Genomic DNA, 26,245 nt, shown 5'->3' with positions numbered 1-26,245 from the left:
TTACATGTCACGGCAGCCGTTGTGTGAAAGCTGGTTTTTGGCACCAGTGGCCATGTTGTGCAGCACCAAAGCCGCACACTGGCAGCGGTGAGCGCTATTCCGTGCGCAGCAGTGCGACGGCTGGCGATATGGCGCTACTGATTGCACTCGACCGCCAGGCGCTGGGGCAGGCGCAAGCGCCGCTGACAGGCCAGCTGCTTGCCAGTGCGGTGCGCGTGCTGCTACCGGAGGAAGACGGCCGCGTAGTCGGGTTTGCAGGCTTACGCTGCTTCGGTCACGGCTATAGCATCGGCCCGGTGGTTGCCGCCCATGCGCAACAGGCCCAACTGCTGGTCCGCGAGCAGTTGGGCGATCCAGGCGCGCAGTTTGTGCACATTGACCGCCCTGTTCAGGCGGGGCTGACCTCATGGCTGGACATGGTGCAGGTCGAGGCACCAATCACCATGTATAAAGACAAGCCGTGGCAGCCGGAGGCGGGTGGGATGCAAACCCTCGGGCTGCAGAGCCAGTCGCTGGCCTGATAAAGATCGTCTGTTAATCTGACCCTAATGCCGCCCGCAATGGGCGGCGCTGTAAGCCAAACGGGCCACTTTCGCCCGCGTTCGCCGCTGGCCGCACATCGACGACCCGCGTGAGGCGGATGAGCTGGTGGCCTGGCCACGGTGATAGAAGTTTTGTTAAGTTTGACAACGCCATCCGCACCATGGATGAGCTGAAGTTATGCCGTCTTCTTAATGTGGGTGGCAACTCTGTGTGGCGCTTAATCAGCGGCAATATCGCACGTTAGCAGCAGGTTGTGAAAGCGCGCCCGATACCATTATCGCTGTTGTTCACTCTTTTTGGCTATGGCTGGCCTGAGTCAGTCCGTTCGATGACTCAGGCCAGCAAGGTCGATTTACTTATCGATTTGAACGTTGTTAACGTTATATTTTGTCGCAGGATCAAGCTCTACGTGGGTCATTTTGACGATAATTTTCTGTCTGGCATTCTGTCCATTCAGAGTAACCACACCGCTGCCTGTGGAGGTTATATCCTGGTAGCTGATGTTTTTCCAGTCTGCCGTTTGTGAGCCAGACTTGTTTTCATATACCGTATCAATGACGACAGGATTTCTGACATTGGTCATGGTGACGTTTTTATAGGTTACGCCATCAACTTCACCGGCATCTGACCGGTCGCTTTTAATGCGCAGGCCATTTTCCGTGCCGTTCAGGGTCAGGTCGTCCACCAGCACATCATAAATACCGTTTGTTTCACTGCCAATCGACATTCCGTGCCCAAATTCAAACGTATTATGGATAACAGAGATATTCTGCGCCGGGCCTTTATGCGAATAAGCTTTGATAGCAACATTATCATCGCCCGTGGAAATATTGCTGTGGGCGATCGTCACATTTTTAGACGATATCGGATCGATGCCATCGGTGTTTATAGCATCACGCGGCGAATTAATGGTGGTATTCCAAACCGTTAGCCCATTACCAGTATCAAAGACCACATGGAAATGAGGCGCGTTAAGCAGGGTAATATCATATATGGTGAAGTCGGTGCTGTTAGTGATTTGAATAAGGCGCGGAGCATTTTGCTTCAGGCCGCTGTTTTTTGCCATTGCGGCAAGTTGCCACCAGCTGGTTTTTTTATCCTCCAGGGGCACGCCGCCTTGCCCGTCAATCACTCCCTTGCCATAAATGCCACTATTTGTGGCGTCGGAAACCGTTATAAGGGCGTTGCATCCTTTGCCGCTTTGATCCAGTACGCCACATGAGTTTTTAGTCTTGTCAAAAGCTGTGGCGTTGTTGACCGCTTTCAGACTGGCCCCGCTGTCAATCCAGAGATTTGTGCCCGATGGCAGGCTCAACGGGCCGCTCAGGAAAACCGCGCTGCTGGCTGATTTTTGCAGTTTTACCGCCTTGCCCGGCGCGCAGTCATTCAGCGCATTTTGTATCGCATCGGTGCTTATTCCCGGACCAGCCTGCAGAACGCTACAGACGGCGGGATATACCGGCTCAGATACGTTTCGCAAATCCTTCGCTTGACAGATTCCGCCGGACAGTACGATCAATGCCGTTATTTTTGTAATATGATTCATCATTATAGATATTCCGAGGTATAAAAACCTTAATAAACAATTGGTTAGAATAGTCATTTGAGATCCTCTGTGTAACTGGAAAATTCCTAAATCGAAAATATAGTTATTGAGTACGGGTTTAACAGGGGGCTTTATTAACCGATGGCGCAGTATGAAGTGATTATCATCGGGTTTGATATAACATCAGGAATACATTTTTTATTTTTAACCGCGGGTCGTGGAACGATAATATTTCCATGTATTGCAGAGCATTTAATACAGTGGAAATATATATTGATAGATATTAAACAGAATCAGAAGGACCATCAGATTAAGCCAATTACTCCAGGCTTTATACAGTTGGTATTTAATAAATTAAATGAACTCTTCAGGCAGCACGTCTCTGAGCATGGGCTTATCATCCGCTTGCATCGACCCTTTGCCGATATTTATCTCCGGGGTGAACCGTGCAATAAGACATTTCAAACCGTGATTGGCATTGTTAGCCCTCAAAATGAGGGGAGGATCCGTGTTCGTTGCGTAAGCATTTCTGCAAAATTTATGCTTAAGGTAAAACTTACAGCACAGTCTGAGAACGGGCGATTAAAAGACGGCCAATGGCGGCCCGGGGTTAATCGGCCCCTGGTAGCTGTTGCGCAATATCCCACCACCGGCTGTTTAACGCAAAGTCACGGTCTGTCTTATCCCGTCGCTTTTGCCAGGGCTTATCCAGAATAAAGTGGATATTTTTGACCCGCTCCGGCTGCCAGACAGCAGGGTGCTGATGCGGCAAGGTTTTAAGTGCATTATATATCCACGGCAGCGGCCGCCAGCGTGCACGATAAAAATGATTAAGAAAATCTTGTTCGGGGAAGCGGTATGCTTTCAGGTCATCCATCGCCGCCAGCGCACTTAGCATTTGATCAAATACCGCGCGATCCGGCTTCAGCAGCAGTAAGCCGCTGTTCAGGTAGTTATCGACCCTATCGGTTTGTTCAAGGTGATCGACGCCTGTGCACCAGCTGTAAAAACAGTTTTGCGGTACCCAGCTGGCCGGATAGCTGGCAATTTTTTCGGGATTACAGCGGCAGGCGTGGCAGGCGGCAATGGTGCCGCTCATTAGCGGATAGCTGAACAGCTCATCCATATTTTGCGTCACCAGCATGTCGGCATCCAGAAAGGCGACCCGCTCAAATTCAGTTAAGGTCCATGCCGCCAGCTTAGTCCATACTTCTGAAAAACGCGCGTGGGCATAGCTTTGTGACAGATGCGGGCTGGGGCGAATTGGCGCAACGTTACGCAAAATACAGCCTTCCCGTTCCAGCTGCTGACAAGCGATGGCATCAATATTAGCGGTAATCATCACCACCAGCGGGTAGCGGCTGTGTGACGCCCTAAGTGAGGCGTGCAGCGCTCGTACGCCCACCAGATAATCTGGCTGTGTCAGTAAAGTTATCCATGCTTTCATGGCTTGCTCCTTCATCCGGCATTAACACACGGGATGTATTTCTGGCCCCATGCTGTGCATCTGAGCAACAGCTCATGGCAAAACCCCCGTTTCCGTTGCCTGAAGTCGCACTTTGAGCGGTCATCTGCAGCGCGTAACGAGGGCAATAACCGTGTTGAATAAAAGGTAAAGCGGGGAGATCCGTGCAAGCGTTAAGCGTAGAAGAGAAACCCTATTTTTGCCGCATAAACGGACTAAAATCCGTATCTTTAGCTCTTTTAAGCCCAGTATTCGACAGGATGCAGGCAGCGTAAAGTGGCATCGACCACCAGCTGGCGGTTTCGCGCAACACTCTGCTGTTCGCTTTCATTGTGGCCGAACAGGGTATGGAAAATGCAGTGGTGAGCCAGGCAGTGAGTACCAGTACTGCTTTTCAGGCGATGCACGCTAACGGTGGCTATCATTGAGTTAATTTCTCCGTGCGGATCGCCGCGTATCAGGATCTCGTGCAGAACTTGCAGGGCGCTTTAATCAAGCGTTTTCAACGCGTCTGAACGGCTTTTATAGCGGCCATGTATTCAGTGTTCAACACTGGTCAGCCGCCTGAAATTGGGCTGGTTAGAGTGATAGTCGATAGCGGGCTTCGCCAGACGAGCTGTGGCTTGCGATGGCGCGATTGCAGACAGGTCAAGCCCGGGCTCATGCTGGCGCAGTTCCTGATAAACCGAATGCAGTACGGCAACCTAAAGCCTTTCTTTGTGTTTAAAAGGGTAAACCAGCGTACGTTTGGTTGCTGGCACCTGTGCCGCTGTTTGCTCCATTCGTGCCCCCGTCAGACCTGAATCGGCCAAGGTTTTTAATACACTGGCAAGGATGCGTTTCTGTCAACATCAGGATCGTTTTTGCATTTGGCAGAGGTTGGCATAACCGTTTAACATCCGTCGTTCTTTCACTGAAATCCGTGCCAGGGCGGTTGGCAAATATGGCTGCGTTACATGATGTTAAACCACGGATGAGTGCGTTCAATAACGCTGATATGGTGCTGTTTCATTCGCTTCATCAGCTGTGCCGTTCCCGGCAGAGAATGGCCACGCAACAGCGCTTCAGCGGTCACGGCAAACGCAACGATACCACGGGCGGCAATATCAGCTGCGGCGATATAGCCTGTTAGCAGGTGGTGATTGCCACGGAACTCTTCCTGCTTGTGATGGCAGCTTACCAGCAGCTCGGCTAAAACCTGGTAGAGATGATGCGCATCTCCCAGCAGGGCGACCCGGCAGCTGGATCTGTTCAGCACCTTGTTGAGTTGGGCGAATATCGCCTGGTGATCTTCAGCACTGAACAGCGCTGCCAACGTCTTTTGCCAGCGTTGATAGGTACGCAGAAATAGCCTGTATTGAACCAGTGACAGGCTGGCATGTTGCCAGGGGAAATGCCGGCTGAATGCCGCGACTTTGTGCTGCAGCTGAATAAACTGAGCTGCATCATTCAACTCTTCAGCCAGCAGAGGAGCAAGCTGGTCAATAAACGCCGAGATTTCTTTTTCTGCTTTGGGCGTAAGCAGCGGCACAGCCTTACGCTGCTGCAGGAGTTTTAATAAGGTCAGGTCGTAAAACGCAGCGCTCACTACCTCACCGGCTAATAATGCCCGGTTAAGTTGCTGAATAAGTTCGGCTGACTGCACCGTAGAGCGCTGTTGCAGCAGGGTATCATGCAGCTGGAAATAGGCCGGAGATGGGCTGAGTTCAGTATTCATCGTAGCCTCGCATCGAAAATGGCTCCAGCCGATGGCCGGAGAGCTGACACAAAGTATGGCAGATTATACGTCGTGCTAAAGGCTGAAGGCTTTTTTCAGCAACAATCCATTCGAACGCTAATTGACGTCACCTGACCGGGCATTTTTCCGTCCTGTCCGTAAGCTTATGTCAGCGGCGGTTATTAATTGTAATGTTATAAAGTAACAGTTATCATCTGCCGCGCAGGCCTGGCCTGCATGGTTCCATTTCACTGGAGAAAGGATTGATAACCTGATGCACAAATTCGCTTTCTCGCCTCTGCTGGCGATGTTGCTCGCCGTGGTTAATGCTCCAGCCAGCGCAGACCCTGAGCGGGTTGCCGCGCTGGTCGCCCCGTTTGAAATTAAAGGCAGTGACCCCACATTGTCAGGGGATATCTTCCTCAAAATGTCCATTGTTGAAACCCTGGTCAATGCCGACAGTCACGGTCAGCCGCTGCCGGGGTTGGCCAGCAGTTGGTCGGTAACCAATAAGGGTCTTTTGTGGCGCTTCGTGCTGCGTTCCGGCGTTAAATTCCATGACGGCAGCGCCTTGACGGCTAAGAGCGTGGTTAACGCGCTCAACGTTGCAAGGAGCAAGCCGGGCCTGTTGGATAAAGCGCCGATAACTGATATCCGTGCCGAGGGCCAGCAGGTATTGATTGCGCTTAGCCAGCCTTTTACCCCATTGCTAAGCATGCTGGCGGAAAATCGGGCGCAGATCCTCGCTGCCGCCTCCTACAATGATGCGCATAAAGTGGTGCAGGTGATTGGCACCGGGCCATACCGTCTCACCTCGCTTCAGCCGCCGCAGAAGTTGACCGTGGCGCGCTTCCACGATTATTGGGGCGCTGCGCCGTCTATCGAACAGGCCAGCTATATGGCGGTGGGGCGGGCGGAAACGCGGGCGCTACTGGCCGAGAGCGGCAACGCCGATCTGGTGCTGAATCTCGATGCGGCCAGCCGCAGTCGGCTAAATAAAAATGCCAGTGTACGGCTGCTGGCGATGTCTGTTCCGCGCAGCGTGCTGTTGAAAGTGAATGCCGGACATCCGCTGCTGGCCGATGTGCGCGTGCGCCAGGCGTTGAGCATGGCGCTGGATCGCGAAGGGATTGCCCGCGCCATTCTGCGTTACCCGGCGGCGGCTGACCAGCTGTTCCCACCTTCCGTGGTGCAGTGGCATAACGCCAGCCTGGTACCGTTGAGTCACAATTTGCCACAGGCGCGGGCACTGCTGGCTGAGCTCGGCTGGAAACCGGGCGCGGGGGGTACACTACAACGTCATGGCCGGCTGTTTTCTCTTACGCTGACCACCTATCCCGATCGCCCGGAACTGCCGCTGATTGCTGCCGCCATTCAGCAGCAGCTGCGAGATATTGGCGTACAGGTGACAATAAACACGACAAATTCCGGTGAAATAGCCGCCAGGCATCATGACGGCACGCTGGAGCTGGCGCTGGTGGCGCGCAATTTTGCGCTGACGCCGGAGCCGCTTGGCACGCTGTTACAGGATTATGCGCCACAGGGCGGGGACTGGGGGGCAATGAACTGGTCAAATGCGACCTTTAATCAGAGTTTAGCCAGGCTGGAAACGGACAGCAATGCGGCAGACAGTCAGCAGCAGCGTGAACAGCTGACGCGCATTTTGCAAAGCGAGCTGCCCACTATTCCGGTGACGTGGTATCAGCAAAGCGCCGCCGTCTCTGGCCGCCTGAGCGGTGCCGTACTCGATCCTTTCGAACGTAGCTTCGGGTTAGAAAAAATGAGGTGGGCAGAATGATGCGCATGCTGGGCTACCGTTTGCTGCAGGCCGGGCTGGTTGCGCTGCTGGTCGGCGGACTGACTTTTGTCATGATGCGTGCGCTGCCCGGAGACAGTGCTTATCGCATCGCCGCCGGTCGCTATGGTTATGACCACGTTGATGCGGCTGCGGCCAGTGCGGTGCAGCAGGAGCTGGGGCTGGATCGTCCGGCCTGGCAGGCGCTCGCCGACTGGTTTATCGAACTGCTGCGCTTTAATCCCGGCAACTCGCTGGTGTCGGGCGCGCCGGTGATGCAAGAGATCGGCCCCCAGCTGGGCCAGTCCCTGCTGCTGGCGGCGGCGGCGCTGCTGCTGTCGCTGTTGCTCGGGCCGCCGCCGGGTCTTATCGCCGGGCTGTTCCCCGGCGGAAAACTTGACCGCATCCTGTTGGCGGCGTCCACCGTGCTGCGTGCGCTGCCACATTTTGTGCTGGGGCTGATCCTGCTGCTGGTATTTGCCCTTGGTCTCGGCTGGCTTCCCGTTGCAGGCTACGGCGATGCTGCGCATCTGCTGTTGCCGGCACTGACGCTGGCTCTCGGGCTGGCAGCGGTGTCTGGCCGGGTGGCGCGCGATGCAATGCGTCAGGTAAGCGAATCGGCCAGCTATCAATTTGGCCGCAGTAAAGGATTAAACGAACGGACGCTGTTCTGGCGTCACGGGCTGCGTAATGCCAGCGTGCCGCTGATCGCCTACCTCAGCGTACAGTTTATCTATCTGATCGAAGGAGTGATTGTGGTGGAAACGCTGTTTGCCTGGCCGGGTATTGGCCACGCGTTGGTGCATGCCATCTTCGCACGGGATGTTCCTGTCATTCAGGGAACGGCGCTGATCATGGGGCTACTGTTTGTGCTGCTCAACACGCTAAGTGATGGGCTGTGTTACTGGCTCGATCCACGGAGGCACAACGCGTGATGAGGAATCTGATGTGTCGCACCTCAATGGCACAACGCGCCGGAGCGACTTTGCTACTGCTGTCAGGGATCTTCGCCTTTATTCTGCCATTGCTGTGGCCACAAGACCCGCTACGCCAGCAGCTGATGCTGGCGTTACAGTGGCCAGGCCTGGACGCCCCGCTGGGATATGATCATCTTGGGCGATCGCTGTTTGCCCGCCTCACGGCGGCGACCCGTTTATCACTTGGACTGGCGCTGATCGCCGTGTTAAGTGCGCTTATTCCGGGTATTTTTCTTGGCGTACTGGCCGCATGGTGTGGTGGCGTGGTCGACCGCGGCGTTTCGCTGCTGGCTGATGCCTTAATGGCGTTACCGGGTTTGTTACTGGTGTTACTGTTAACCGCACTGGTTCCAGACTCCGCGCTGATGCTGTATATCGGTATTTCGCTGCTGCTGTGGGTAGAGTACTTCCGCCTTAGCCGCGCCATCGCCCGCCCGCTGTTGACGTCCCCGGCGGTGCAGGCTTCTCGCCTGTTGGGCTTCAACCCGTGGCTCATCTTCCGCCGCCATTTGTGGCCGGAGATGGCTCCGATGGTGCTGACCTTAGCCGCATTCGGTGCTGCCAGCGCGGTCATGGCGATTGCCGCACTTGGCTTTGTCAACGTGGGCGTACGCCCGCCCACGCCTGAACTGGGGCTGATGATGACCGAGCTGCTTCCTTATTACCATGAAGCGCCATATGCGCTGCTGCAGCCGGTGGTGGTGGTATTTTTACTGGTGTTAAGCCTGTTGCTACTGGCGCGGAGAGAGAAATCATGATCCTGATGGACATTGAACATGCAGCCGTCAGCGGAGGCGAACTGAATGTGCAGCCGCTCTCATTTACGCTGCATGCTGGCCGGCCGTTTACCCTGCTGGGTGAGAGCGGCAGCGGTAAAAGCCTGCTGGCTCAGGCGGTGACAGGTACGTTGCCCGGCGGATTGCAGGCCAGTGGAACGCTGATTTTTAATGACCAGCGCCACGATCTGGCCAGTCGCCCGGCACGCGCCCTGTGGGGCCGTACGCTGGGCATCTTGCCGCAGGAGCCGGGGCTGGCGCTTGATCCCATCATGCGAGCAGGCGAACAGGTGGCAGAGGGCTATCGCTTTTTGCGCCGTATGACGAAATCGCGCGCGCGCGAATGTGCCATCGATGATTTGCAGGCGCTGGGGGTGGCACAGGCGGCGAATATGCTGCCACAGGCGCTGTCCGGAGGTATGGCCCAGCGAGTGGCGTTTGCTGCGGTCCGTGCCGGGGGTGCTCAAATCATTGTTGCTGACGAGCCGACAAAAGGGCTGGACGTGGCTCGCCGCGATGAGACGATTACCTTGTTATTGCGCGCAGTTCAGGCCGGTGGCGGGCTGTTTACTATCACCCATGATATTGAACTGGCGCGGAAGCTTGGGGGCGAGGTGGCGATAATGCGGCATGGTGAAATTGTCGAACGCGGCAGCGCACAGCAGGTACTGACGCGGCCACAACATCGCTATACTCAGGCGCTGCTGGCCGCTGACCCGGCGCGGTGGCCCGTGCGTAAAACCGCAGTGCACCATGGGCAGGTGGTGCTGGAGGCGCATAATCTCAGTAAAAGCCGCGGCGGCTGCCAGCTGTTCAGCCATCAGTCGCTGCGTGTGCATGCCGGGGAGGTGATTGGCGTCAGCGGGCCAAGTGGCTGCGGTAAGAGCAGCTTTGGCGATATTTTACTGGGGCTGTTGGCTGCCGATAGTGGTGATGTGGTGCGCGACCGTCAACAGGCGGCGGTCAGGTATCAGAAAATTTTTCAGGATCCCTCGTCTGCCTTTGCCCCTCATGCCACCTTGCGCCAGGCACTTGACGATGTGGTTCGCCGTCACCGACTCGACGGTCAACGCATCGGGCAACTGATGAAGCGGTTACAAATCTCCCCACTGCTACTTGAACGTTACCCAAAGGAAATTTCCGGTGGCGAACTGCAACGCTTTGCGCTGCTGCGCGTACTGCTGCCTGACCCGATATTTCTGTTCGCCGACGAGCCAACTTCCCGGCTTGATCTACTGACCCAGCAGCAGACCATTGAACTGCTGGTTGAAGTGGCCGCAGAGCGGAATTGTGCGCTGCTGATAGTCAGTCACGATGAGGCGCTTATCGACCGCATCAGCCACCGGCGCATCAGGTTAGGGGCATAGCAAATGTGGAAACGCGCTGGAGACCAGCGCGCTCAACAGGCTTGTAATAAGCGCAGTGCTACTCTGGATGATATTCGATATTAATCGGCTCGTCCGGCAGTTTGGTAAAGGTGCGGATAAGGGTGTGGTAATCAGCAGTCGGGTTCAGTTGCCTGAACTGCTGTGGGTAAAAATCCTTTGCCAGCATCTCCATGCCGATGATGTTGTACGGATGGTTGTAAAAATGGTGATAAACCGCCGTCACTTTACCCGCTTTCACCGCCGGGATGTCTTTCACACCGGTGCGGTTGCGCAGCTGCCCGAAGGCTGCCTTGATCGCAGCGACATCGGTGTTATAGCCCAGTGGGATCACGTTACTGCCTTTGCCGCCGCGCTTCGAGCCACTCATGAGGTAGTAATCCGGATTGAGGGCGATGACTTTTTCTACCGCTACAGTGCCACTGGTGCCGGGCAGTAATTCTGAACCGAGGTTTCTTGCCCCGGTAGCTTCGATCAGTCCACCCCAACCGTTATGCCCGTGAGTAAAGCAGCAGCTTTCCCCGCCGCCGCTAATGCCCGCAATGGGTTCAACAAACACCGTCGGTTTTGGCGAGACGTCTTTAACTGCGCTTTGCAGCGCATTCAGCTTGTGCTGATACCAGTCGGTATAAGCTTTGGCATTTTCTTCCTGATTCAGTACCTGACCGAGCAGCGTAATGCTGGCTGCGGTGTTTTGTACCGGGTGCAGCTCCGTATCCACAAACAGCACCGGAATATTCAGGGTACTGAGCTGGGCCAGCACGCCGCTCTGCTTCAGGGCTTGTTTAGCCCGCAGCTGGGCAATCATCACATCAGGGTGTTTGGCAATAACCGTTTCAAGATTGACTTCCCCCTGGTCGGAGAAACCCATATCCAGGATTTGGTCGGCTTGTGGCCAGCGCGCGTGCAGCATATTCCAGCTGCCGCTATCCTGCTTCTTTAGCAGATTATTCCAGGCGACCACGCGGCGGAAAGGGTTGTCGCGATCCAGTAATGCAAGACTAAGAACTTCACGGCCGTCCTGCAGGATCACCCGTTGAGGTTCCTGCCTGAACACGACTTTCTGGCCATCCATATCGGTGACGGTCAGCGGATAGCTGGTGGTGAAACCCAGGGTCGGCATTGCGCAAAGTAGTATGGCGGGCAGAATTTTAAACGTTGGAATGGCAGTCATGATGATGATGTCCCGATCAGTCAGTAGATGATAAATATTATCATTCTTCCCGGATGAATTATATTAACGCCTGCACACGGACTAAAGGCTAATACATCCCTTAATGTGCTGCAGAGAATGCTTCTGCGCTGCACTATGGCTGATTAATAATGGTAACGCCGGTGTGGAAAACGACAGCGATTTAATGGGCTTATGGCACTGATTGCTGCACTTCACGCCTGTGCTTCGGGGGTTATACATTTTGTATCCCACTGCGCGGAGCGTGTAGCTGAACGCGTCTACGAATATGAGATGCAGCATCTGCGGGCGCCCGACGTGCCACCCGGTGCGGTACTTTCAGTATTGATGAAGCAGCCGGGTAACCGTCAGGTTGATCTGCACCATATCGCCACACAAAGCGATATCTCTGAAATGATCAACGGCAAACGTGCCATGAGGGTGTCAGAGATTAAGGGGACTGGCGAAATTTTGCACGTTCGCTGGATATGTTTATCGGCCAGTAATAATTCGGCGAGGCTTTTCGCGCCGAAAGCCCAGACCAATAATCCAGCCAAAAATCCACGGCAGGAAGGGGAAGCGCTTGATGATGCGCGGAAGTGGGCTGGGCTGGTCATCGTTACGTTTCTTACCGCTCATTTTTATCTGGATAAACTGTGTTGCACGTGTGGGAAATTGTCGGCGCTGTTGCACTTTTTTCAGCAAACGCAGGCTGACATCTCCTTTGCGCAGTGCGGCAGCCAAATAATTGGCGCTGGCAACGGCATCCTGGATAGCCAGGTTCACGCCAACTCCGCCAATTGGCGACATGGCGTGGGCTGCGTCACCGATGCAGAGTACGCCTGGTTTCATCCAGTTATCGAGTCGGTCGATACGGATATCCAGCAGTCTGAACTGCTGCCATTCTGTCAGTGGTTGCAGGCGCGCCAGCGGGAAGGGGGCTACTGCGGCGACCTGCTGTTTGAAACAATCGATCCCCGCCTCTTTTATCGCGGCGTACTGGCCTTTATCAATGGTGTAGCCGCACTGCCAAAAGCTACCGCGATCGAGCATAATAAAGTTCTGTTTTGGCCCCTTGTGCCCCGTGTTCCACGCCGGGTCATCGGCACATTTGTTCAGCTGAAACCACAGGACATCACGAGGTGAACCAAAGGATTGTCCGGTCAGCCCGGCCAGTTGCCGCACCATCGAATGGCGTCCATCGCAGCCTGCTACCAGCCTGGCCCGGATTTCACAGGGACTGCCAGCACTCATCGCACGCACGCCACAGACCGTATCACCGTCATAGATTAAGTCGCTTAAGGCGGTTGACTGGCGCAGAGTAAAATTAGGCATGGCAGATGCCCGGGCGCTCAGAAAGTTAAGAAAGTCCCACTGCGGCATAAATGCCATAAACCGGCATTTTACCGGCAGCAGCGAGAAGTCTGCGAGCGTGATCTCCTCACCTGCTATTTCCGCCTGCAGGCGAGAAAGTTGCTGATGTGGCAGGCGGAGCAGTTCTTCCAGTAAGCCAAGATGGTGCATAATCTCAAGCGTGGAGGGGTGGATAGTATCGCCACGGAAGTCGCGCAGGAAATCACTGTGTTTTTCAATCACAATGACCTGCACGCCGGCACGGGCCAGCAGATAGCCGAGCATTAATCCCGCCGGACCCCCCCCAACAATACAACAGTCGGTGGTTAAAACTTCAGGTGTTGATGGCTGCATATTCCCTCCCGTAATGACGAAACAAACTTTATGCTAATGGTTATCATTACCTTTATCGGGAGAAGTTTACCACTGGCAGTGGCAGATTAGTTGCGTTTGACAACATGCTGTTCAATCCGTGTCATTTTTAATCAGCTTAGTGTCGAACAGGGATCTGAGGTAATTTGGCTAAGATTTCTCATCCGGAAGGTTCAATTCGTTATCAAGCTTGCGATGTATACGAGCAAATGGCCGCCAGATTGCGTTCGCATGGGGCTAACAGGTAGCCCGTCCTTTTGTAGGACGATAAGAGTTTTTTACCTTCGACGCATTTTCACTCACACGATGTGCAACGGATACCCGTTGATCGCAGAGGGGGCGACATCATCTTCGACAGGGCAATGCATCGTTTTTGACTTGTGAGTCAACCAGGGCACCCACGCGGATTAGCGGCAGCCGCCGATCCGCGAAGAAACGCAGCTGCGGCTGCAAGGTGACAGCAAATTCGGCCTGCTGGCGTAAGCGCCCGTACAGGTCGTTCGTAAAATCAACAGGTTGAAGGGTCTCAGACAAAGAATCGCCCTGAATTAAAAGGAGATGCGGTTCGCGGGTGTGGTAGACCAGGCACGATAAGACAGCTGCCTCGTCCCTTCGCTGGCATGACCCAGGTCAGGTCAAAAGGATTCGGCCTTTGTCATCTCAGTTCGTTACCGGACACCCGCCGGAGCTGAATTTTTTTATACGCAACCCCTTTTGATTAAAACCAGCCCTGAGCGATGACCTGAACCTGCTGCATATCTTCTCTGCAGTCTGTGGCTTTTGGATTGCTGCTAATAAGGTTATGATTATTGTACAGACAGTATCATGCTCACTGAGCAATTCAGGTCAAGGCCGCGGACAAACGGCGTACTCTTTAGGTTAAAACGCTATACTGCTGCCTTAATTTGTTTTTCTCTGATTAATCTTAATGTATATTCCCAATTTTCAGAGGTGTGGGAATTTAATATGTCTTTATCTTTTGGTGAGGAATTGAAAAAGACTTCCTTATTATTTTTGATATCTATAGGATAAAATCTTTCTGTGTTCTTATCCCATATCAAGTTATCGGTATGGAGGTCATCATGAAAAATGCCGTGGGCATTAAGCTCCTCCAGCATGTCGACATATTTTTCAACTGCATTCTCAGGTAACGAGTTGGGGGGTAAGGAGTCAAGAGTTTCACCTGAAACCCGGTACATACGGACATGGTAAATTCCCTCACTATCGATAAAAATGTTGGCAGTATCTTTGCCATAGTAACGTGTAAAGTTTTCGACTTCTGAGTTAACAATGGCCGGCATGTTTTTTATTTCCTGAGCATCATACCGTTTAACAACAAAATACTTATTCGTTGCGTCAGCATAAACAGTAGCAAACTTTCCTTCCCCTAATTCCTCACCCAGATAAAAGTGTTTTTCTTTATCAGGCTCCCCGGGTTTATGGAGTTTAACAAGAATGCTGTCGTCAGGTGGAGTCATATCCAATCGGGCTCTTTTTTTAAATTTTTTAGCCCAGAGAGGTATCCTTCCGTTTTGCTCAATGTCCAGGACGAAAGTGTACGCATCGAAGAGACCATTCTCTGGAAATTCATACTCCGAGAGTAATTCTTTGGCACTTTTAATATCGAAGCCGTCTTGTCTTTTCAATACATCAACAGGGTGTGGCCTTTTTCTACCATTTAGCCCGACCGTCAGGAGGTTCTTCAACCTCGCTGCGATGCTTTCGGGGAAGAATTTATCACCCCTGAAGCGCGAGATCATATTATGAGAGTGCGGGGTTAAGCGTATGGCATATCTGTTATCGTTCATATGACGCAGCTGTATAAAGTTTTTATTCACCTTAAGGTATGCTTTGCCATCCGCGCTCCTGCGCAGCCCCATACGATCCGGTGCTGTGAGTGTATTGATGTCAATCTCTTTTACAAACGTGGCAGATTTTGTTTTTTTTCTGAGCCCGCGAGATGCTTGTACTGAGTTGGCCTGTTCAAATATCCAGCGATCGCCGTCCCACGCCAGCGCGCGCCCTTTTTTGTGGGGCCGTTTTGGATCAAAGGCTTCGTACTGGGACAAACCTTCATCACCATGTGGATGACGCACCGGAACCAGTTTTCCATTCATCTCGACGAAGTTTTGGCCGCTGTGGGCCGAAGCTTGTCTGGACTTTACGGCATGATAAATTTTGCCAGGCCCGTAGACACGCGGATTGTTATTTATCTTAGCCACAAAAAAGGTGTTTGGATCGGCTTCCTGATTTATCCGGGTCAATAATCGTTGATGTTTATCTTTGAATACGGGGTGTCCATTAAGCACAGACATATGCCAGGTTCTGGATAAAGGCTCCATGTAAACAGGAACATAATTTTTTATGGCGGTATCTGTTGGAATAAAAATTTCATACTGACCCTTTTTTGCCAGCTGCAGTTCATACCAGTCATCTTGCACAGTGATGTATTTTTTTCCTTCCCTGATTTCTACATTGAGAACTTCTTTACCCAAATCATCTGCATATCGCCATGTCAGGTGGTTTGAGGCGACAATTACCAGATGAGCCGCAATAGCGCGCACGGACTTGTTATGCGTAACAGCGTTTTTATTTTCTATGGCAAACGAGTTCGGTTTACGGGTAACCTGAGCCGATAATCTCATCGGGCAATGTCTACGGTATTCAATTGATTGAACAATGCTGTACAGATAAGGGCACCACTTCTGCTGGTCAGATTGAGGTGCGGCAGAAACATCAGTGAGCATCTGCATCACATTGTAAGCCGCAGCCGAGGCAATACTGTTGATCTGCGCCGGCTGCAATGAAGCCGGACTGTTGGCTACTATTTTGAGTTGAGTACAAAAAGCGCAACCTTCGAAGTTAACAAGATCGGCGGGCTGACCGCCAATATGTTCTTTTGAGGAGGGAACCGACTTTTTTTCAACGGCCCGGCGGTTCTGGTCATTTCCAACTGCTGAACGATTCTGCTGCACTGGCTGGAGCATTGTTTTTTTCCCTTTATGAGTTGAGATAATGATATAAAGGAATAGTTGCCATTGAACTATAAAAAACGTGACTCAAGAGCATGGCGACTTAAAATAATATAAATACGACTCCTTCACTATTTCGCCAGCAGAAGTGGCTATTAATTTATATTGTATGCGCGGCAGTTAGAATAATATATTGCTCTTGCCTCACGTCTTCAGGGGTGCTGACAGGAATGGGCTTTTAATGAGGCTTTTTTAAATTCTGATGGTGGCCTGAGCAGTATAAAACGGCTCGCTGTTTAGGGAGGATATTTTAATGTTGTGGGTGGTGAATTATTAAGAACATTGTATTTTAGTGTTAAATTTATTTTCAAAAATTCTCAGAAAAATAATTCATTAAACGGTTAATCAGGTTCGTGCAAGGTGAATAAATGTTGATTGTATGTCTGCCAGCTCTAACGCACCCGGCGGGAATCATAGCTGGGTTAAACAATCCCGAGGCTTAGCTGGCCGGCAATCTCATCTACTTCTTCAGGTTTCCCTTGCTGGAAAAGGCTGCTTTTATTGATAACTTACTTCCAGCTTTTACAAAGGGTAGATTTACTCATACTAAGCTCATTGACGTCGACGTTACCAATGAAAGGGAAGATGCAGGTTTTAAGAGGTATCCATGCGGCATTGCCCTAATCTTCTGACTACTTCTTTTGGTAGTAAACCATGCCCAGGCAACAACCCAGTAAGACAGCGTATTGTCTCTTTTGCTTTCAGCTCTTCAACTTCTGCCTGTTTTTTCGGCATCAGGGTCAATTCCCTGAGCAAGTAGCCTTTTAGCTTCATCACGGCGCCGTCTGGCATCAGCAAGAGAAACTGCAGGGTAGACGCCGATAAAATAGATTTTTTGCTAGCTCTCAAAGCGGTAGGCCATCTGCCAGTATTTCGGACCATTGGGATGAACACGAAGGAACATACCTAAGCCATCTGTAAGTTTGTATTCACTATCGAGAAGCTTGGCATTTTTTACTTAGTATCAGTAAGTGGCATCACGGCATCCCCCGTATGTTGCTAAAAACGCAATCGAGATACCTTTACCAACATTTTTTTCAGCAAATGGGTTTGGCTTCGGGTGGTTTTCAATGAACAAGGGTGAACGTGAAGAAGGGGGTAACCATATGATAAAAATGCAGGAAGCAGACGTCAATGAACGTCTGCTTCCTTTAAAATGGCTCCTCTGACTGGACTCGAACCAGTGACATACGGATTAACAGTCCGCCGTTCTACCGACTGAACTACAGAGGAATCGTTTGAGCGGGGGGAATAATAATTATCTCAGGCGGAGGTGTCAACGGCAAAAGTTACCCGGGTCAATTGATTGCTGATGTTTGCAGCAACCTGATGATTTTATACTCATTTTATTTCAGATTTCTCCCCATTACTGGCTGCAAACTGTCGGTCATCTTCCTGCTTGTTGTTTTGATCAGCCCAAACAATCGGGGACGGCGCCCTGGGTCAGCGCCACCCCTGCTAATCAGGTCAAAAGTATCTTGCGCTCGCGGCGCTGTGAATAAATAAACGCCACGACAAACAGCAAAGCGAACAGCACCACAATGGTGGGGCCGGGAGCACTGTCGAGGAAGAAGGACAGGTACGTGCCGCTAAAGCAGACCGCGATCGCCAACAGTAACGCACAGATCATCACCGATGAAAAAGTGCGCATGAGCAGAATAGCAATGGCCCCGGGAGCGATCAGCAGGGCAATTGACAACACGATCCCCACCGCTTTCAGCGTGGCGACGATGGTCAGTGCGATCATGCTCAGCAGGCCGTAGTGCAGCAGCGTGGTATTCAGGCCGCAAGCTTTCGCCTGCTGCGCATCAAAAGCATGCAGCACGAGATCGCGCCATTTCATGCCAATGACAACAGCAATTACGCAAGCAATGGCTGCGCTTTGCAGCATATCGCTGGTGGAAATACCCAACATATCGCCGAACAGAATGTGATCGAGATGCACCTCGGATTTCACCGAGATATAGAGGATCAGACCAGCGGCAAACATCCCCGAGAAGATAATGCCCATCACCGTATCCTGTTTAATGCGGCTGTTATCCTTCACGAACCCGGTCGCCAGTGCACAGAACAGCCCGGCACAAAACGCGCCGACAGCCAGAGGGATGCCGAGCATCCAGGCCACCACCACGCCGGGAAATACCGCATGGCTCATGGCATCGCCCATCAGAGACCAGCCTTTGATCACCATAAAGCTGGAGAGCAGGGCGCAGGGGATAGCGACAATCACTGAGATGGCCAGTGCGGTATTCATAAAGTCAAACTGGAATGGGCTAAGCAGGAATTCAGTCAGGCTCATACCGCCTCCCGGGAAGACTGCGCCACGCGTCTGCGCCGTGCCAGCAGGCCGTGTTTTGGTGCCAGCACAAAAGCACTGAGAAATACCAGCGTCTGTGCCACGACAATGATGCCGCCAGTCGCGCCATCAAGGTAGTAGCTTGTCCACGCGCCGAAGAAGCTGGTGACGCTGCCGATAGCGACCGCAATCAGCAGCAGCAATGGGAATCGGTCGGTAAGAAGATAGGCGGTAGCACCGGGGGTCACCACCAGACAGATCACCAAAAAAGCGCCGACGGTTTGCAGGGCGGCGATGGTGCAGGTCGCCAGCAGGGTGAAAAACAGCAGCTTGAGACGCGTCGGGTTAAGGCCCACCGAGCGGGCATGATTCTCATCAAAGAAAGTGACCATCAAATCTTTCCACTTAATCAATAATATCAGCAGCGAAGTGAAGCCAATAATGGCGAGCTGCAGAATATCCTCTGGGGCAATGGCCAGAATATTGCCGAGGACAATAGTCTGAATATTTACCGCAGTGGGATTAAGGGAAACCATAAATAGCCCGATGCCAAAGAAGGAAGAGAAAATCAGCCCGATAATCGCATCTTCCTTCAAACGTGTACGCTGGTTCAGAAACAGCATACTGCCCGCTGCCAGGCCACCGGAGAGAAAAGCCCCGAGGGCGAAAGGCAGCCCCAACATATAGGCGCCAGCCACCCCCGGAACGATCGAGTGCGACAGCGCGTCACCAATCAATGACCAGCCCTTTAGCATCAGGTAGCAGGACAGAAAGGCGCAAACGCCGCCCACCAGCGCTGAAACCCACATCGCATTGAGCATATATTGATAGTGGAAAGGTTCAGTAAGCCACGCCATCAGTGGTTGCCCTTAACGAGGGAGAGCGCCGGCAGAGCGCTGGCGTCGTTGAACACCAGATCGCGCAACGCACCGCTAAAGGCATTCTCCAGGTTGCTACGGGTAAAGGTGGTGGCAGTGGGCCCACAGGCCAGCACTGTGCCGTTGACAATAACCGTGTGGTCACAATAGTCGCTGACGGAAGCCAGGTTGTGGGTAGAGACCAGCATGGTGCGCCCCTCGTTGCGCAGTTCTTGTAGCAGGTTGACGATCTGACGCTCGGTATTGACGTCGACGCCGGTAAAGGGCTCATCCAGCAGGATCACCTGACCACGCTGTGCGATAGCGCGGGCGAGAAAGACACGTTTTTTCTGCCCGCCGGACAGTTCACCAATCTGACGACGGCGGAAATCGGTCATGCCAACTCGCTCCAGGGCCGCTGCGACCAGACGTTTATCTTCGGCGCGGGCAATGCGCAGCATGCCCATATGGCCGTAACGGCCCATCATCACCACGTCCTCGACCAGTACCGGAAACGACCAGTCGACATCCTCGGACTGCGGTACATACGACACAAGATTGTGTTTTAGCGCCTTGTGCCACGGTTGATCCAGCAGGGTAATCGTCCCTGACGAAGGGGGTACAAAGCCCATAATGGCCTTAAACAGCGTCGATTTTCCGGAACCGTTGATCCCCAGCAGAGCGGCAATGCTGGCGGTGGGGATCTGTAATGAGGCGGCACGCAAGGCCGTGTGCCCGTTGCGATAGGTTACCGTCAGATTATCAACCTCAATGCCGTTCTGGCGTGTGGCGCTATTGTTCATTTAGCCAACCCCTGATGAATACCGTTAACTATCGTTTCGCTGGTAACGCGCAGCAGGTCGAGATAGGTCGGAACCGGGCCATCTGCGGCGCTTAGCGAATCAACGTACAGCACGCCGCCGTAGTGGCTGCCGGTCTCACGTGCAACCTGACGGGCGGCTTTATCGGATACGGTACTTTCGCTGAATACGGCCGGAATTTGATATTGCTTCACTTTGTCAATGACTTTGCGCACCTGCTGCGGCGTTCCCTGCTGATCGGCATTAACAGGCCACAAATACAGTTCCTGCAAACCAAAATCACGCGTCAGATAGGAGAATGCGCCTTCACTAGTAACCAGCCAGCGCTTGTCTGCGGGCAGCTGTGCCAGCGCCTGTTGTACCGGGGCGATGGCCGCGCTGATTTTATCTTTATAGACAGCAGCATTTTTACGATAGGTTTCGGCATGAACAGGATCATATTTCACCAGCGCATCGCGAATATTATCCACGTAGATCAGCGCATTGTCGGGCGACATCCACGCATGAGGATTAGGTTTACCGCTATAAGGGCCTTCGCTGATGCCCATTGGAATAATCCCGCCGGAAACCACCACTTCAGGCACGCCGGACAGGTGCTGGTAAAAGCGATTAAACCATAATTCCAGGCTAAGGCCGTTGGCCAGGATCAGCTGCGCACCCTGTGCGCGTTTGATATCACCAGGGGTTGGCTGATATTCATGGATCTCGGCACCTGGTTTGGTAATCGATGCTACCTCGGCGGCATCTCCGGCAACGTTCCGTGCCATATCGGCAATGATGGTAAAGGTGGTGATCACCTTAAATTTATCTTGCGCCAGCGCGGGTGCCAGCGGCAGCGCAGCGATGGCCAGTGCACATAACCATCCATTTAATCGATGCAGATATGACATGAGTCTCTCCGGTGATGCTTAAAAAAAACGCGCTAAATAGCAATTGCTATAACATATAGCACAGGCTATATCCCGTTGTGAATAATTTTTCATGCAAAAGGCTGATTGGCGTTTTGTTGAAGAGGGGGGCAAACCGCACTGAAAAGAGCAAACGCACGGGTGATATCAGCCATAAAACCGGCCTGAACCTGAAGATTGAGCAATAAACTTGCGAACGGTGAGAGCTTTATGGATTCGCCGACCCGTCAGCCTTTAGCCAAATAAAAACCCGGTAAGTTATCCTTACCGGGTTTAGCTTAGCCGAGGTCGAAGCGGTCGAGATCCATCACTTTGTTCCATGCTGCAACAAAGTCAGTAACAAATTTCTGCCCGGCATCGGCAGAGGCGTAAACTTCTGCCACCGCTCGCAGGATGGCATTTGATCCAAATACCAGGTCGGCCCGAGTGGCACTGTATCTGACTGCGCCCGTTTTACGGTCGTAACCGACAAACAGCCCGGCACCGTCATCGGCGGCACGCCACGCGGTACGCATATCAAGCAGATTGACGAAAAAGTCGTTGCTCAGTACCCCGACATTTTCGGTGAGCACACCGTGTTCGCTGGCATCAAAATTAGCGCCAAGCACGCGCAGCCCGCCGACCAGCACGGTAAGTTCTGGCGTGCTTAACGTGAGCTGCTGCGCCTTATCAATAAGTAGCGTTTCGGTGGATGCACCGTCTGTGATGCGGCGGTAGTTGCGGAAACCATCCGCCAGCGGCTGTAGCAGGTTGAAAGAATCGATATCCGTTTGTTGCTGCCGCGCATCAACACGGCCTGGCGTAAACGGCACTGCAATGCTAACGCCGGCCGCCGTTGCTGCCTGCTCAATACCAACTACGCCCGCCAGCACCAGCGTATCCGCTAACGACATTTTGCCGGATGCCTGTTGAATCGCCTGCAACTGTGGCAGGGCACGAACGGCAATGGCATTAACCGGCCAGTCTTTTTGTGGGGCCAGGGCAAGGCGTGCACCGTTAGCGCCACCGCGTTTGTCGCCGCCGCGGAAGGTCGAGGCGGAAGCCCAGGCAACCGACACCAGTTCACTGACTGAAAGCCCACTTGAGGCAATTGCAGCCTTCACCTCGCTAATATCAGCTGGCGAAGGCTGATGAACAGGGGCCGGAAGCGGGTCCTGCCAGATCAGGTCTTCTTTCGGCACTTCAGGTCCCAGATAGCGTGCTTTCGGCCCCATATCACGATGGGTCAGCTTGAACCAGGCGCGGGCGAAGGCTTCGTTGAACGACTGCGGATCCTGCAGAAAACGCCGGGAGATTTTCTCGAAGTCGGGGTCGAAGCGCAGCGTCAGGTCGGTCACCAGCATGGCAGGCTTACGCTTTTTATTGGCATCGAACGGGTCGGGGATCGAAGCCTCCGCATCCTGAGCTTCGAACTGAATCGCGCCGCCCGGGCTGTGAGTTTGTACCCACTCATATTTGAACAGATTTTCGAAAAAGTAGTTGCTCCACTGGGTTGGCGTCTGTGTCCAGATCACTTCCAGACCGGAAGTGATGGCATCTGCACCTGAACCGCTGCCGTAGCTGCTTGTCCAGCCCAGTCCCTGGGATTCAAGCGGAGCCGCTTCCGGGTCAACGCCAACGTGTCTGGCCTCTCCGGCACCGTGGGTTTTACCCAGCGTATGGCCTCCGGCGATCAGGGCGACGATCTCTTCATCATCCATGCCCATATTGCCAAAAGTGGCGCGGATGGCCGGTGCCGCAGATGCCGGATTACCGCTGGCTTCAGGCCCTTCCGGGTTAACGTAGATCAGCCCCATCTCCGTCGCGCCCAGAGGTGCATGGGCAAGGCTTTCGGGATGGCGGTGCGTCAGCCACTCTTTCTCGTCCCCCCAGTTGATATCAAGGTCAGGCTCCCAGACGTCTTCGCGCCCGGCAGCAAAGCCAAAGGTACGGAAACCGGAATTTTCCAGCGCCACGTTCCCGGCGAGAATATAGAGATCGGCCCAGGAAATCTTCTGGCCATATTTCTGCTTCACCGGCCATAGCAGGCGTCGCGCTTTATCCAGACTGACGTTATCCGGCCAGGCATTAAGCGGTGCAAAGCGCTGTTGACCGCGTCCGGAGCCGCCACGACCATCAACGGTTCGATAAGTACCGGCGCTGTGCCAGGCCATGCGGATAAACAGCCCGATATAGCTACCCCAGTCGGCGGGCCACCACTCCTGTGAGTCGTCAAGCAGTGATTTGAGGTCGGCTTTAAGCTGGGAATAATCCAGTTTGCGGAACTCATCACGATAATTGAAATTCACATTGAGCGGGTTGGAGCGCTGGGAGTGCTGATTTAATAAATCAACACGCAGTTGGTCAGGCCACCAGTCACGGTGACTGGTTCCGCCACCAGCACCGCGGGCCAGAACGCTTTTTTCTTCATTTTGGCCATGGAAAGGACATTTTCCAGCAGGCGCATTGTCATTCGTATTCTGCGTACTCATTTTCGGACTCCATCACTCATATTGACAAAGCCAGCTTAACTGTCGCCAATGATAGTTGATATCTGGATTAATCGACCGGTTTGATAGGTTTTACCTTTTCAAATGGCTGGATCGCATTTTTATTCCGCATCACAATGGCTGATATCGTGGGATGTTACGGACTGAATGTTCTCATTGCATGGCGCAGTATCTGCGGGCCAATCAATCCTGCTGTGTGATGGAAGATCTTCGGTGAATAAATCTGTGGTCAACCGCAACAAGTCCCGTGCAGCAAAATGATTGTTTGCGACCATTTTATAGCGCTGTCAATAACACCTTTGTCCACCGGGGAAGGCCTGATATCAATGCAAGGATCAAAAATGATATTTTCTGTGAATGAGGTTGTTTTTTCATTATCGTCATCTTCCTTGCTTAGCCTGAAAACGGAGTCAGCTACCTCACAAAATGAAGGGATTACATTAATGATCGGGGAGGGCGTAGCGGAGCGAAGCACCTGTGCTTCAGCTGGTAATATCAACGAACCGATCCCTGAAATTATGGCGGAGATGTATCGCTCTCCGTGTACGGCTGACTATATGCCGAAGGAAATTAAGACAACTCTATCTGCGCTTGTTGACGCGCAAACTGGCGTTTTTATAAGAACAGCAGTAAAGACGTCCAGCGTATGGCTATGCTGTTGAGCACTGAAGCCAGACTGCATGCGCCAGTATGTCAGGCGGTAGGGTTTACGCGGATGTCAGCAGACATCTGCTTCCCTTAAACTGGTTCTCTGAGCGGACCCGAACCAGCGACACACGGATTAACAGTCCGCCGTTCTACCGACTGAACGACAGAGGAATTGGTGAGCACGGCAAATTTTGGCGATATGTTTTCTGGCTGTCCACAGCAAAAAAAGATTAGCTATTAACCGGCTGCGTTAAAATCAACCCGGTGGATCAGTGCACGGTTGAGCCATTATTGTGCTGTTGCAAACGCTGCCAGGGATCCTGATGGTAAAACTGGCAAAAACGCTGATATAGCGCCGGAAAACGGTGAACCAACAGTTCAGGGGCGCTAAAAAAATACTCTGAAAGAACGGCGAAGCATTCAGCCGGTTCGCTGGCCGCATAGGGGTCAATACTGCTGACATCTTCTCCTTGCTGGTTGAACTCTGGCTGAATCAGTTTAGCTGCAGCATGCAGATCGCCTTCCCAGCCCGGTACGTCGCGCAGAGCAATAGCCGGAATGCCGTTGGCATAACCGCTGCCGCGTGCATCCAGTTTATGCGCCACCTCGTGGATCACCAGATTGTAACCGGAGCGGTCAAAGGAATCCTCCACGTCCAGCCAGTTGATAACAATCGGCCCCTGCTGCCAGCTCTGGCCGGCATGTACCGTACGTTCGCGGTGCACCAGCCCAAACTCGTCCTGCCATTCGTCGTCGACCACAAAGGGAGAGGGGTAGATCAATACGTCGTGAAAACCGTCCAGCCAGTCAAAGCCGAGTCTCATGATCGGCAAACAGAACAGTAAAGCCAGACGGCAGCAACTGAGCGGATCCAGCTCTAATCCCTGCAAGGGAACCAGGCGTTTCTGACGCAGAAAGCGTTCGGCAAGCTGGCACAGATCCTGGCTTTCGGCCGTGCTCAGGGTCGATAGTAGCGGTATATCCAGCGCCTGTTTCCAGGGCTGGCCGCCATCTGGTGCTTTATTTACGCTTTTCCACGGCCACTTGATCATCTTTTTTCGCTCTTTTCTGCTAAAGGCCATGATAACCGCCAGTCAGACTGGCTTAAATTCAAGCACCCAAACCCAGGGATTTGCTTCCCAGCTGTTGCAGCCGTATAGCCTGGCCCACTCCTTGCGGTAGGCGTCTTTTGCGGATCTGGCTTCGCTGTGCAGGGTGAAAAAATTGTTGAGAAAATGAGTGTCAAGCGGAACGCCTTCTGCCATCACATCGTCATCGCTGATATCCTGGATTTTTTCTACCCTGATGTCGGTGATAAGCAGATCGATGCGGCTGGCCCAACGCGGCATATGAATGCCCGCTTGCCATCCCCCCAGCTCTTCCCGATCGTCCGTACTATAAATGTTGGTATCGGCCTGATACTGGCAATAATCTGGCTTTTTGAACTGCGAAGGTGACTGCTGGAAGTTCACGATTTCCTCCGCCGGTACAATCGGGCCACGCCAGGTTTCACGCACCCAAAGGCGGTCACCGGGCTGTCCGTAAGGGCAGTGGTGACTCAGGTTATCCAGGCTCAGTACGCGGTTACCCTGCAGATGGTTACTCAGCACGTCGATGCCGTAGCAGCCTTCGTGATTATCCTGACCGGGTTCAAGAGGTTGTGATTTCATGATACGCCGCGTTTGTCGTAGCTGGCCAGAGAGCAGGGCGCGCACCCGTTGATGGCTGAATAATATCGGGCGTTCTTTCATTGTCAGACCTCTAATAAATTCCACATTTCTGTTCCAGTGCGGTGCATAAAACCACCGTCCTTTAAGGATAATTCCTAACATTAGCTTAAAAAAAAAGCATGGGTAAATTTTTGACTCATCTTCAGTGAAGATTATTAAAAAGGCACTGTTTTCATTGACGGGTATTTGCACTTTCCTGGGTTAACATTTGGCCTGGGTGCCCGGCACAATGGAAATTACGTTTTGTTGTCAGCTTAATATTTTATACTAATACAATAGGTTGGTGTTGAAATAACAGGCGTCCATTGTAGTAAAGCGCGGCTTAACAGCAGAAAAGAGAGGGAAGCCGACGGGCATATACCAA

At 52.8% G+C, this 26,245-nt stretch carries 20 protein-coding genes, 2 tRNA genes and 1 pseudogene; 5 read left to right on the top strand and 18 right to left on the bottom strand.

What is annotated here, in order from left to right; translation table 11 throughout:
• Positions 1–23 precede the first annotated feature (23 nt).
• Positions 24–521 carry a GNAT family N-acetyltransferase gene (locus JGC47_RS10350; RefSeq protein WP_225868847.1) on the top strand — a complete coding sequence of 166 codons (498 nt, stop codon included), beginning with the start codon at positions 24–26 and terminating at the stop codon, positions 519–521.
• A 374-nt stretch (positions 522–895) separates the two neighbouring features.
• Here JGC47_RS10350 and JGC47_RS10345 read toward each other — a convergent pair whose 3' ends face one another.
• The 4 genes from JGC47_RS10345 to JGC47_RS10330 form a co-directional block, all read right to left on the bottom strand.
• On the bottom strand, positions 896–2,146 hold the full coding sequence (locus tag JGC47_RS10345) for a glycoside hydrolase family 28 protein (RefSeq protein WP_004158201.1): 1,251 nt from the start codon (positions 2,144–2,146) through the stop codon (positions 896–898).
• A 553-nt stretch (positions 2,147–2,699) separates the two neighbouring features.
• On the bottom strand, positions 2,700–3,536 hold the full coding sequence (locus tag JGC47_RS10340; RefSeq protein WP_004158193.1) for a glycosyltransferase family 8 protein: 837 nt from the start codon (positions 3,534–3,536) through the stop codon (positions 2,700–2,702).
• A 257-nt stretch (positions 3,537–3,793) separates the two neighbouring features.
• On the bottom strand, positions 3,794–3,979 hold the full coding sequence (locus tag JGC47_RS10335; protein WP_004158187.1) for a hypothetical protein: 186 nt from the start codon (positions 3,977–3,979) through the stop codon (positions 3,794–3,796).
• A 527-nt stretch (positions 3,980–4,506) separates the two neighbouring features.
• Complete coding sequence (locus tag JGC47_RS10330; RefSeq protein ID WP_004158177.1) at positions 4,507–5,271, bottom strand: hypothetical protein; 765 nt, start codon at positions 5,269–5,271, stop codon at positions 4,507–4,509.
• 274 nt (positions 5,272–5,545) lie between these two features.
• On the opposite strand from JGC47_RS10330, the gene JGC47_RS10325 reads away from it, so the two are divergent.
• From JGC47_RS10325 to JGC47_RS10310, 4 genes are read left to right on the top strand one after another with little or no spacing between them, the layout of a single operon-like run.
• Complete coding sequence (locus JGC47_RS10325) at positions 5,546–7,069, top strand: ABC transporter substrate-binding protein (RefSeq protein ID WP_004158175.1); 1,524 nt, start codon at positions 5,546–5,548, stop codon at positions 7,067–7,069.
• Positions 7,066–8,001: an ABC transporter permease gene (locus tag JGC47_RS10320; RefSeq protein ID WP_004158173.1), complete on the top strand. Its 936-nt coding sequence runs from the start codon at positions 7,066–7,068 to the stop codon at positions 7,999–8,001. The genes JGC47_RS10325 and JGC47_RS10320 overlap by 4 nt, the downstream gene beginning before the upstream one ends.
• Entirely contained in the window at positions 8,001–8,801 is an 801-nt protein-coding gene (locus JGC47_RS10315) for an ABC transporter permease (RefSeq protein ID WP_004158170.1), read from the top strand. The genes JGC47_RS10320 and JGC47_RS10315 overlap by 1 nt, the downstream gene beginning before the upstream one ends.
• Complete coding sequence (locus tag JGC47_RS10310) at positions 8,798–10,186, top strand: ABC transporter ATP-binding protein (protein WP_004158169.1); 1,389 nt, start codon at positions 8,798–8,800, stop codon at positions 10,184–10,186. The genes JGC47_RS10315 and JGC47_RS10310 overlap by 4 nt, the downstream gene beginning before the upstream one ends.
• A 58-nt stretch (positions 10,187–10,244) precedes the next feature.
• Here JGC47_RS10310 and JGC47_RS10305 read toward each other — a convergent pair whose 3' ends face one another.
• The 14 genes and pseudogenes from JGC47_RS10305 to JGC47_RS10235 all read right to left on the bottom strand — a co-directional run bounded on the left by JGC47_RS10305 (position 10,245) and on the right by JGC47_RS10235 (position 25,902).
• Positions 10,245–11,378, bottom strand: coding sequence for an ABC transporter substrate-binding protein (locus tag JGC47_RS10305; protein WP_004158167.1), 1,134 nt, complete (start codon positions 11,376–11,378; stop codon positions 10,245–10,247).
• Between the two features lie 489 nt (positions 11,379–11,867).
• Positions 11,868–13,082 (bottom strand): FAD-dependent oxidoreductase, encoded by a 1,215-nt coding sequence (locus tag JGC47_RS10300; RefSeq protein WP_004158162.1) that lies wholly within the window; start codon positions 13,080–13,082, stop codon positions 11,868–11,870.
• A 363-nt stretch (positions 13,083–13,445) separates the two neighbouring features.
• Complete coding sequence (locus JGC47_RS10295; protein ID WP_004158160.1) at positions 13,446–13,634, bottom strand: hypothetical protein; 189 nt, start codon at positions 13,632–13,634, stop codon at positions 13,446–13,448.
• 353 nt (positions 13,635–13,987) lie between these two features.
• Positions 13,988–16,087, bottom strand: coding sequence for an OspG family effector kinase (locus tag JGC47_RS10290; protein ID WP_004158159.1), 2,100 nt, complete (start codon positions 16,085–16,087; stop codon positions 13,988–13,990).
• 593 nt (positions 16,088–16,680) lie between these two features.
• A pseudogene (locus JGC47_RS17880) lies at positions 16,681–17,110 on the bottom strand (Arm DNA-binding domain-containing protein); the annotation flags it as partial.
• Positions 17,111–17,289: 179 nt separating this feature from the next.
• Positions 17,290–17,365, bottom strand: a tRNA-Asn gene (locus tag JGC47_RS10275).
• A gap of 229 nt (positions 17,366–17,594) precedes the next feature.
• Complete coding sequence (locus JGC47_RS10270) at positions 17,595–18,431, bottom strand: metal ABC transporter permease (protein WP_004158155.1); 837 nt, start codon at positions 18,429–18,431, stop codon at positions 17,595–17,597.
• Positions 18,428–19,285: an iron/manganese ABC transporter permease subunit SitC gene (sitC, locus tag JGC47_RS10265; protein ID WP_004158153.1), complete on the bottom strand. Its 858-nt coding sequence runs from the start codon at positions 19,283–19,285 to the stop codon at positions 18,428–18,430. The genes JGC47_RS10270 and sitC overlap by 4 nt, the downstream gene beginning before the upstream one ends.
• Entirely contained in the window at positions 19,285–20,088 is an 804-nt protein-coding gene (locus tag JGC47_RS10260) for a manganese/iron ABC transporter ATP-binding protein (RefSeq protein ID WP_004158150.1), read from the bottom strand. Before JGC47_RS10260 ends, sitC begins: the two co-directional genes overlap by 1 nt.
• On the bottom strand, positions 20,085–20,996 hold the full coding sequence (locus JGC47_RS10255; RefSeq protein WP_004158147.1) for a metal ABC transporter substrate-binding protein: 912 nt from the start codon (positions 20,994–20,996) through the stop codon (positions 20,085–20,087). Before JGC47_RS10255 ends, JGC47_RS10260 begins: the two co-directional genes overlap by 4 nt.
• Before the next feature lie 296 nt (positions 20,997–21,292).
• Positions 21,293–23,485 (bottom strand): catalase/peroxidase HPI, encoded by a 2,193-nt coding sequence (katG, locus tag JGC47_RS10250; RefSeq protein WP_004158140.1) that lies wholly within the window; start codon positions 23,483–23,485, stop codon positions 21,293–21,295.
• 762 nt (positions 23,486–24,247) lie between these two features.
• Positions 24,248–24,322 (bottom strand) — tRNA-Asn (locus tag JGC47_RS10245).
• Positions 24,323–24,420: 98 nt separating this feature from the next.
• Positions 24,421–25,203 (bottom strand): DgsA anti-repressor MtfA, encoded by a 783-nt coding sequence (gene mtfA / locus JGC47_RS10240; protein WP_013036095.1) that lies wholly within the window; start codon positions 25,201–25,203, stop codon positions 24,421–24,423.
• A gap of 42 nt (positions 25,204–25,245) precedes the next feature.
• Positions 25,246–25,902, bottom strand: coding sequence for an ASCH domain-containing protein (locus JGC47_RS10235; RefSeq protein ID WP_004158135.1), 657 nt, complete (start codon positions 25,900–25,902; stop codon positions 25,246–25,248).
• Positions 25,903–26,245: the final 343 nt, after the last annotated feature.

The organism is Erwinia amylovora (genome assembly GCF_017161565.1).
In the GTDB taxonomy this organism is placed as follows: Bacteria; Pseudomonadota; Gammaproteobacteria; order Enterobacterales; family Enterobacteriaceae; genus Erwinia; species Erwinia amylovora.
Note: the sequence above shows the minus strand (reverse complement) of the source record. Positions and strands in the feature narration are given on the sequence as shown.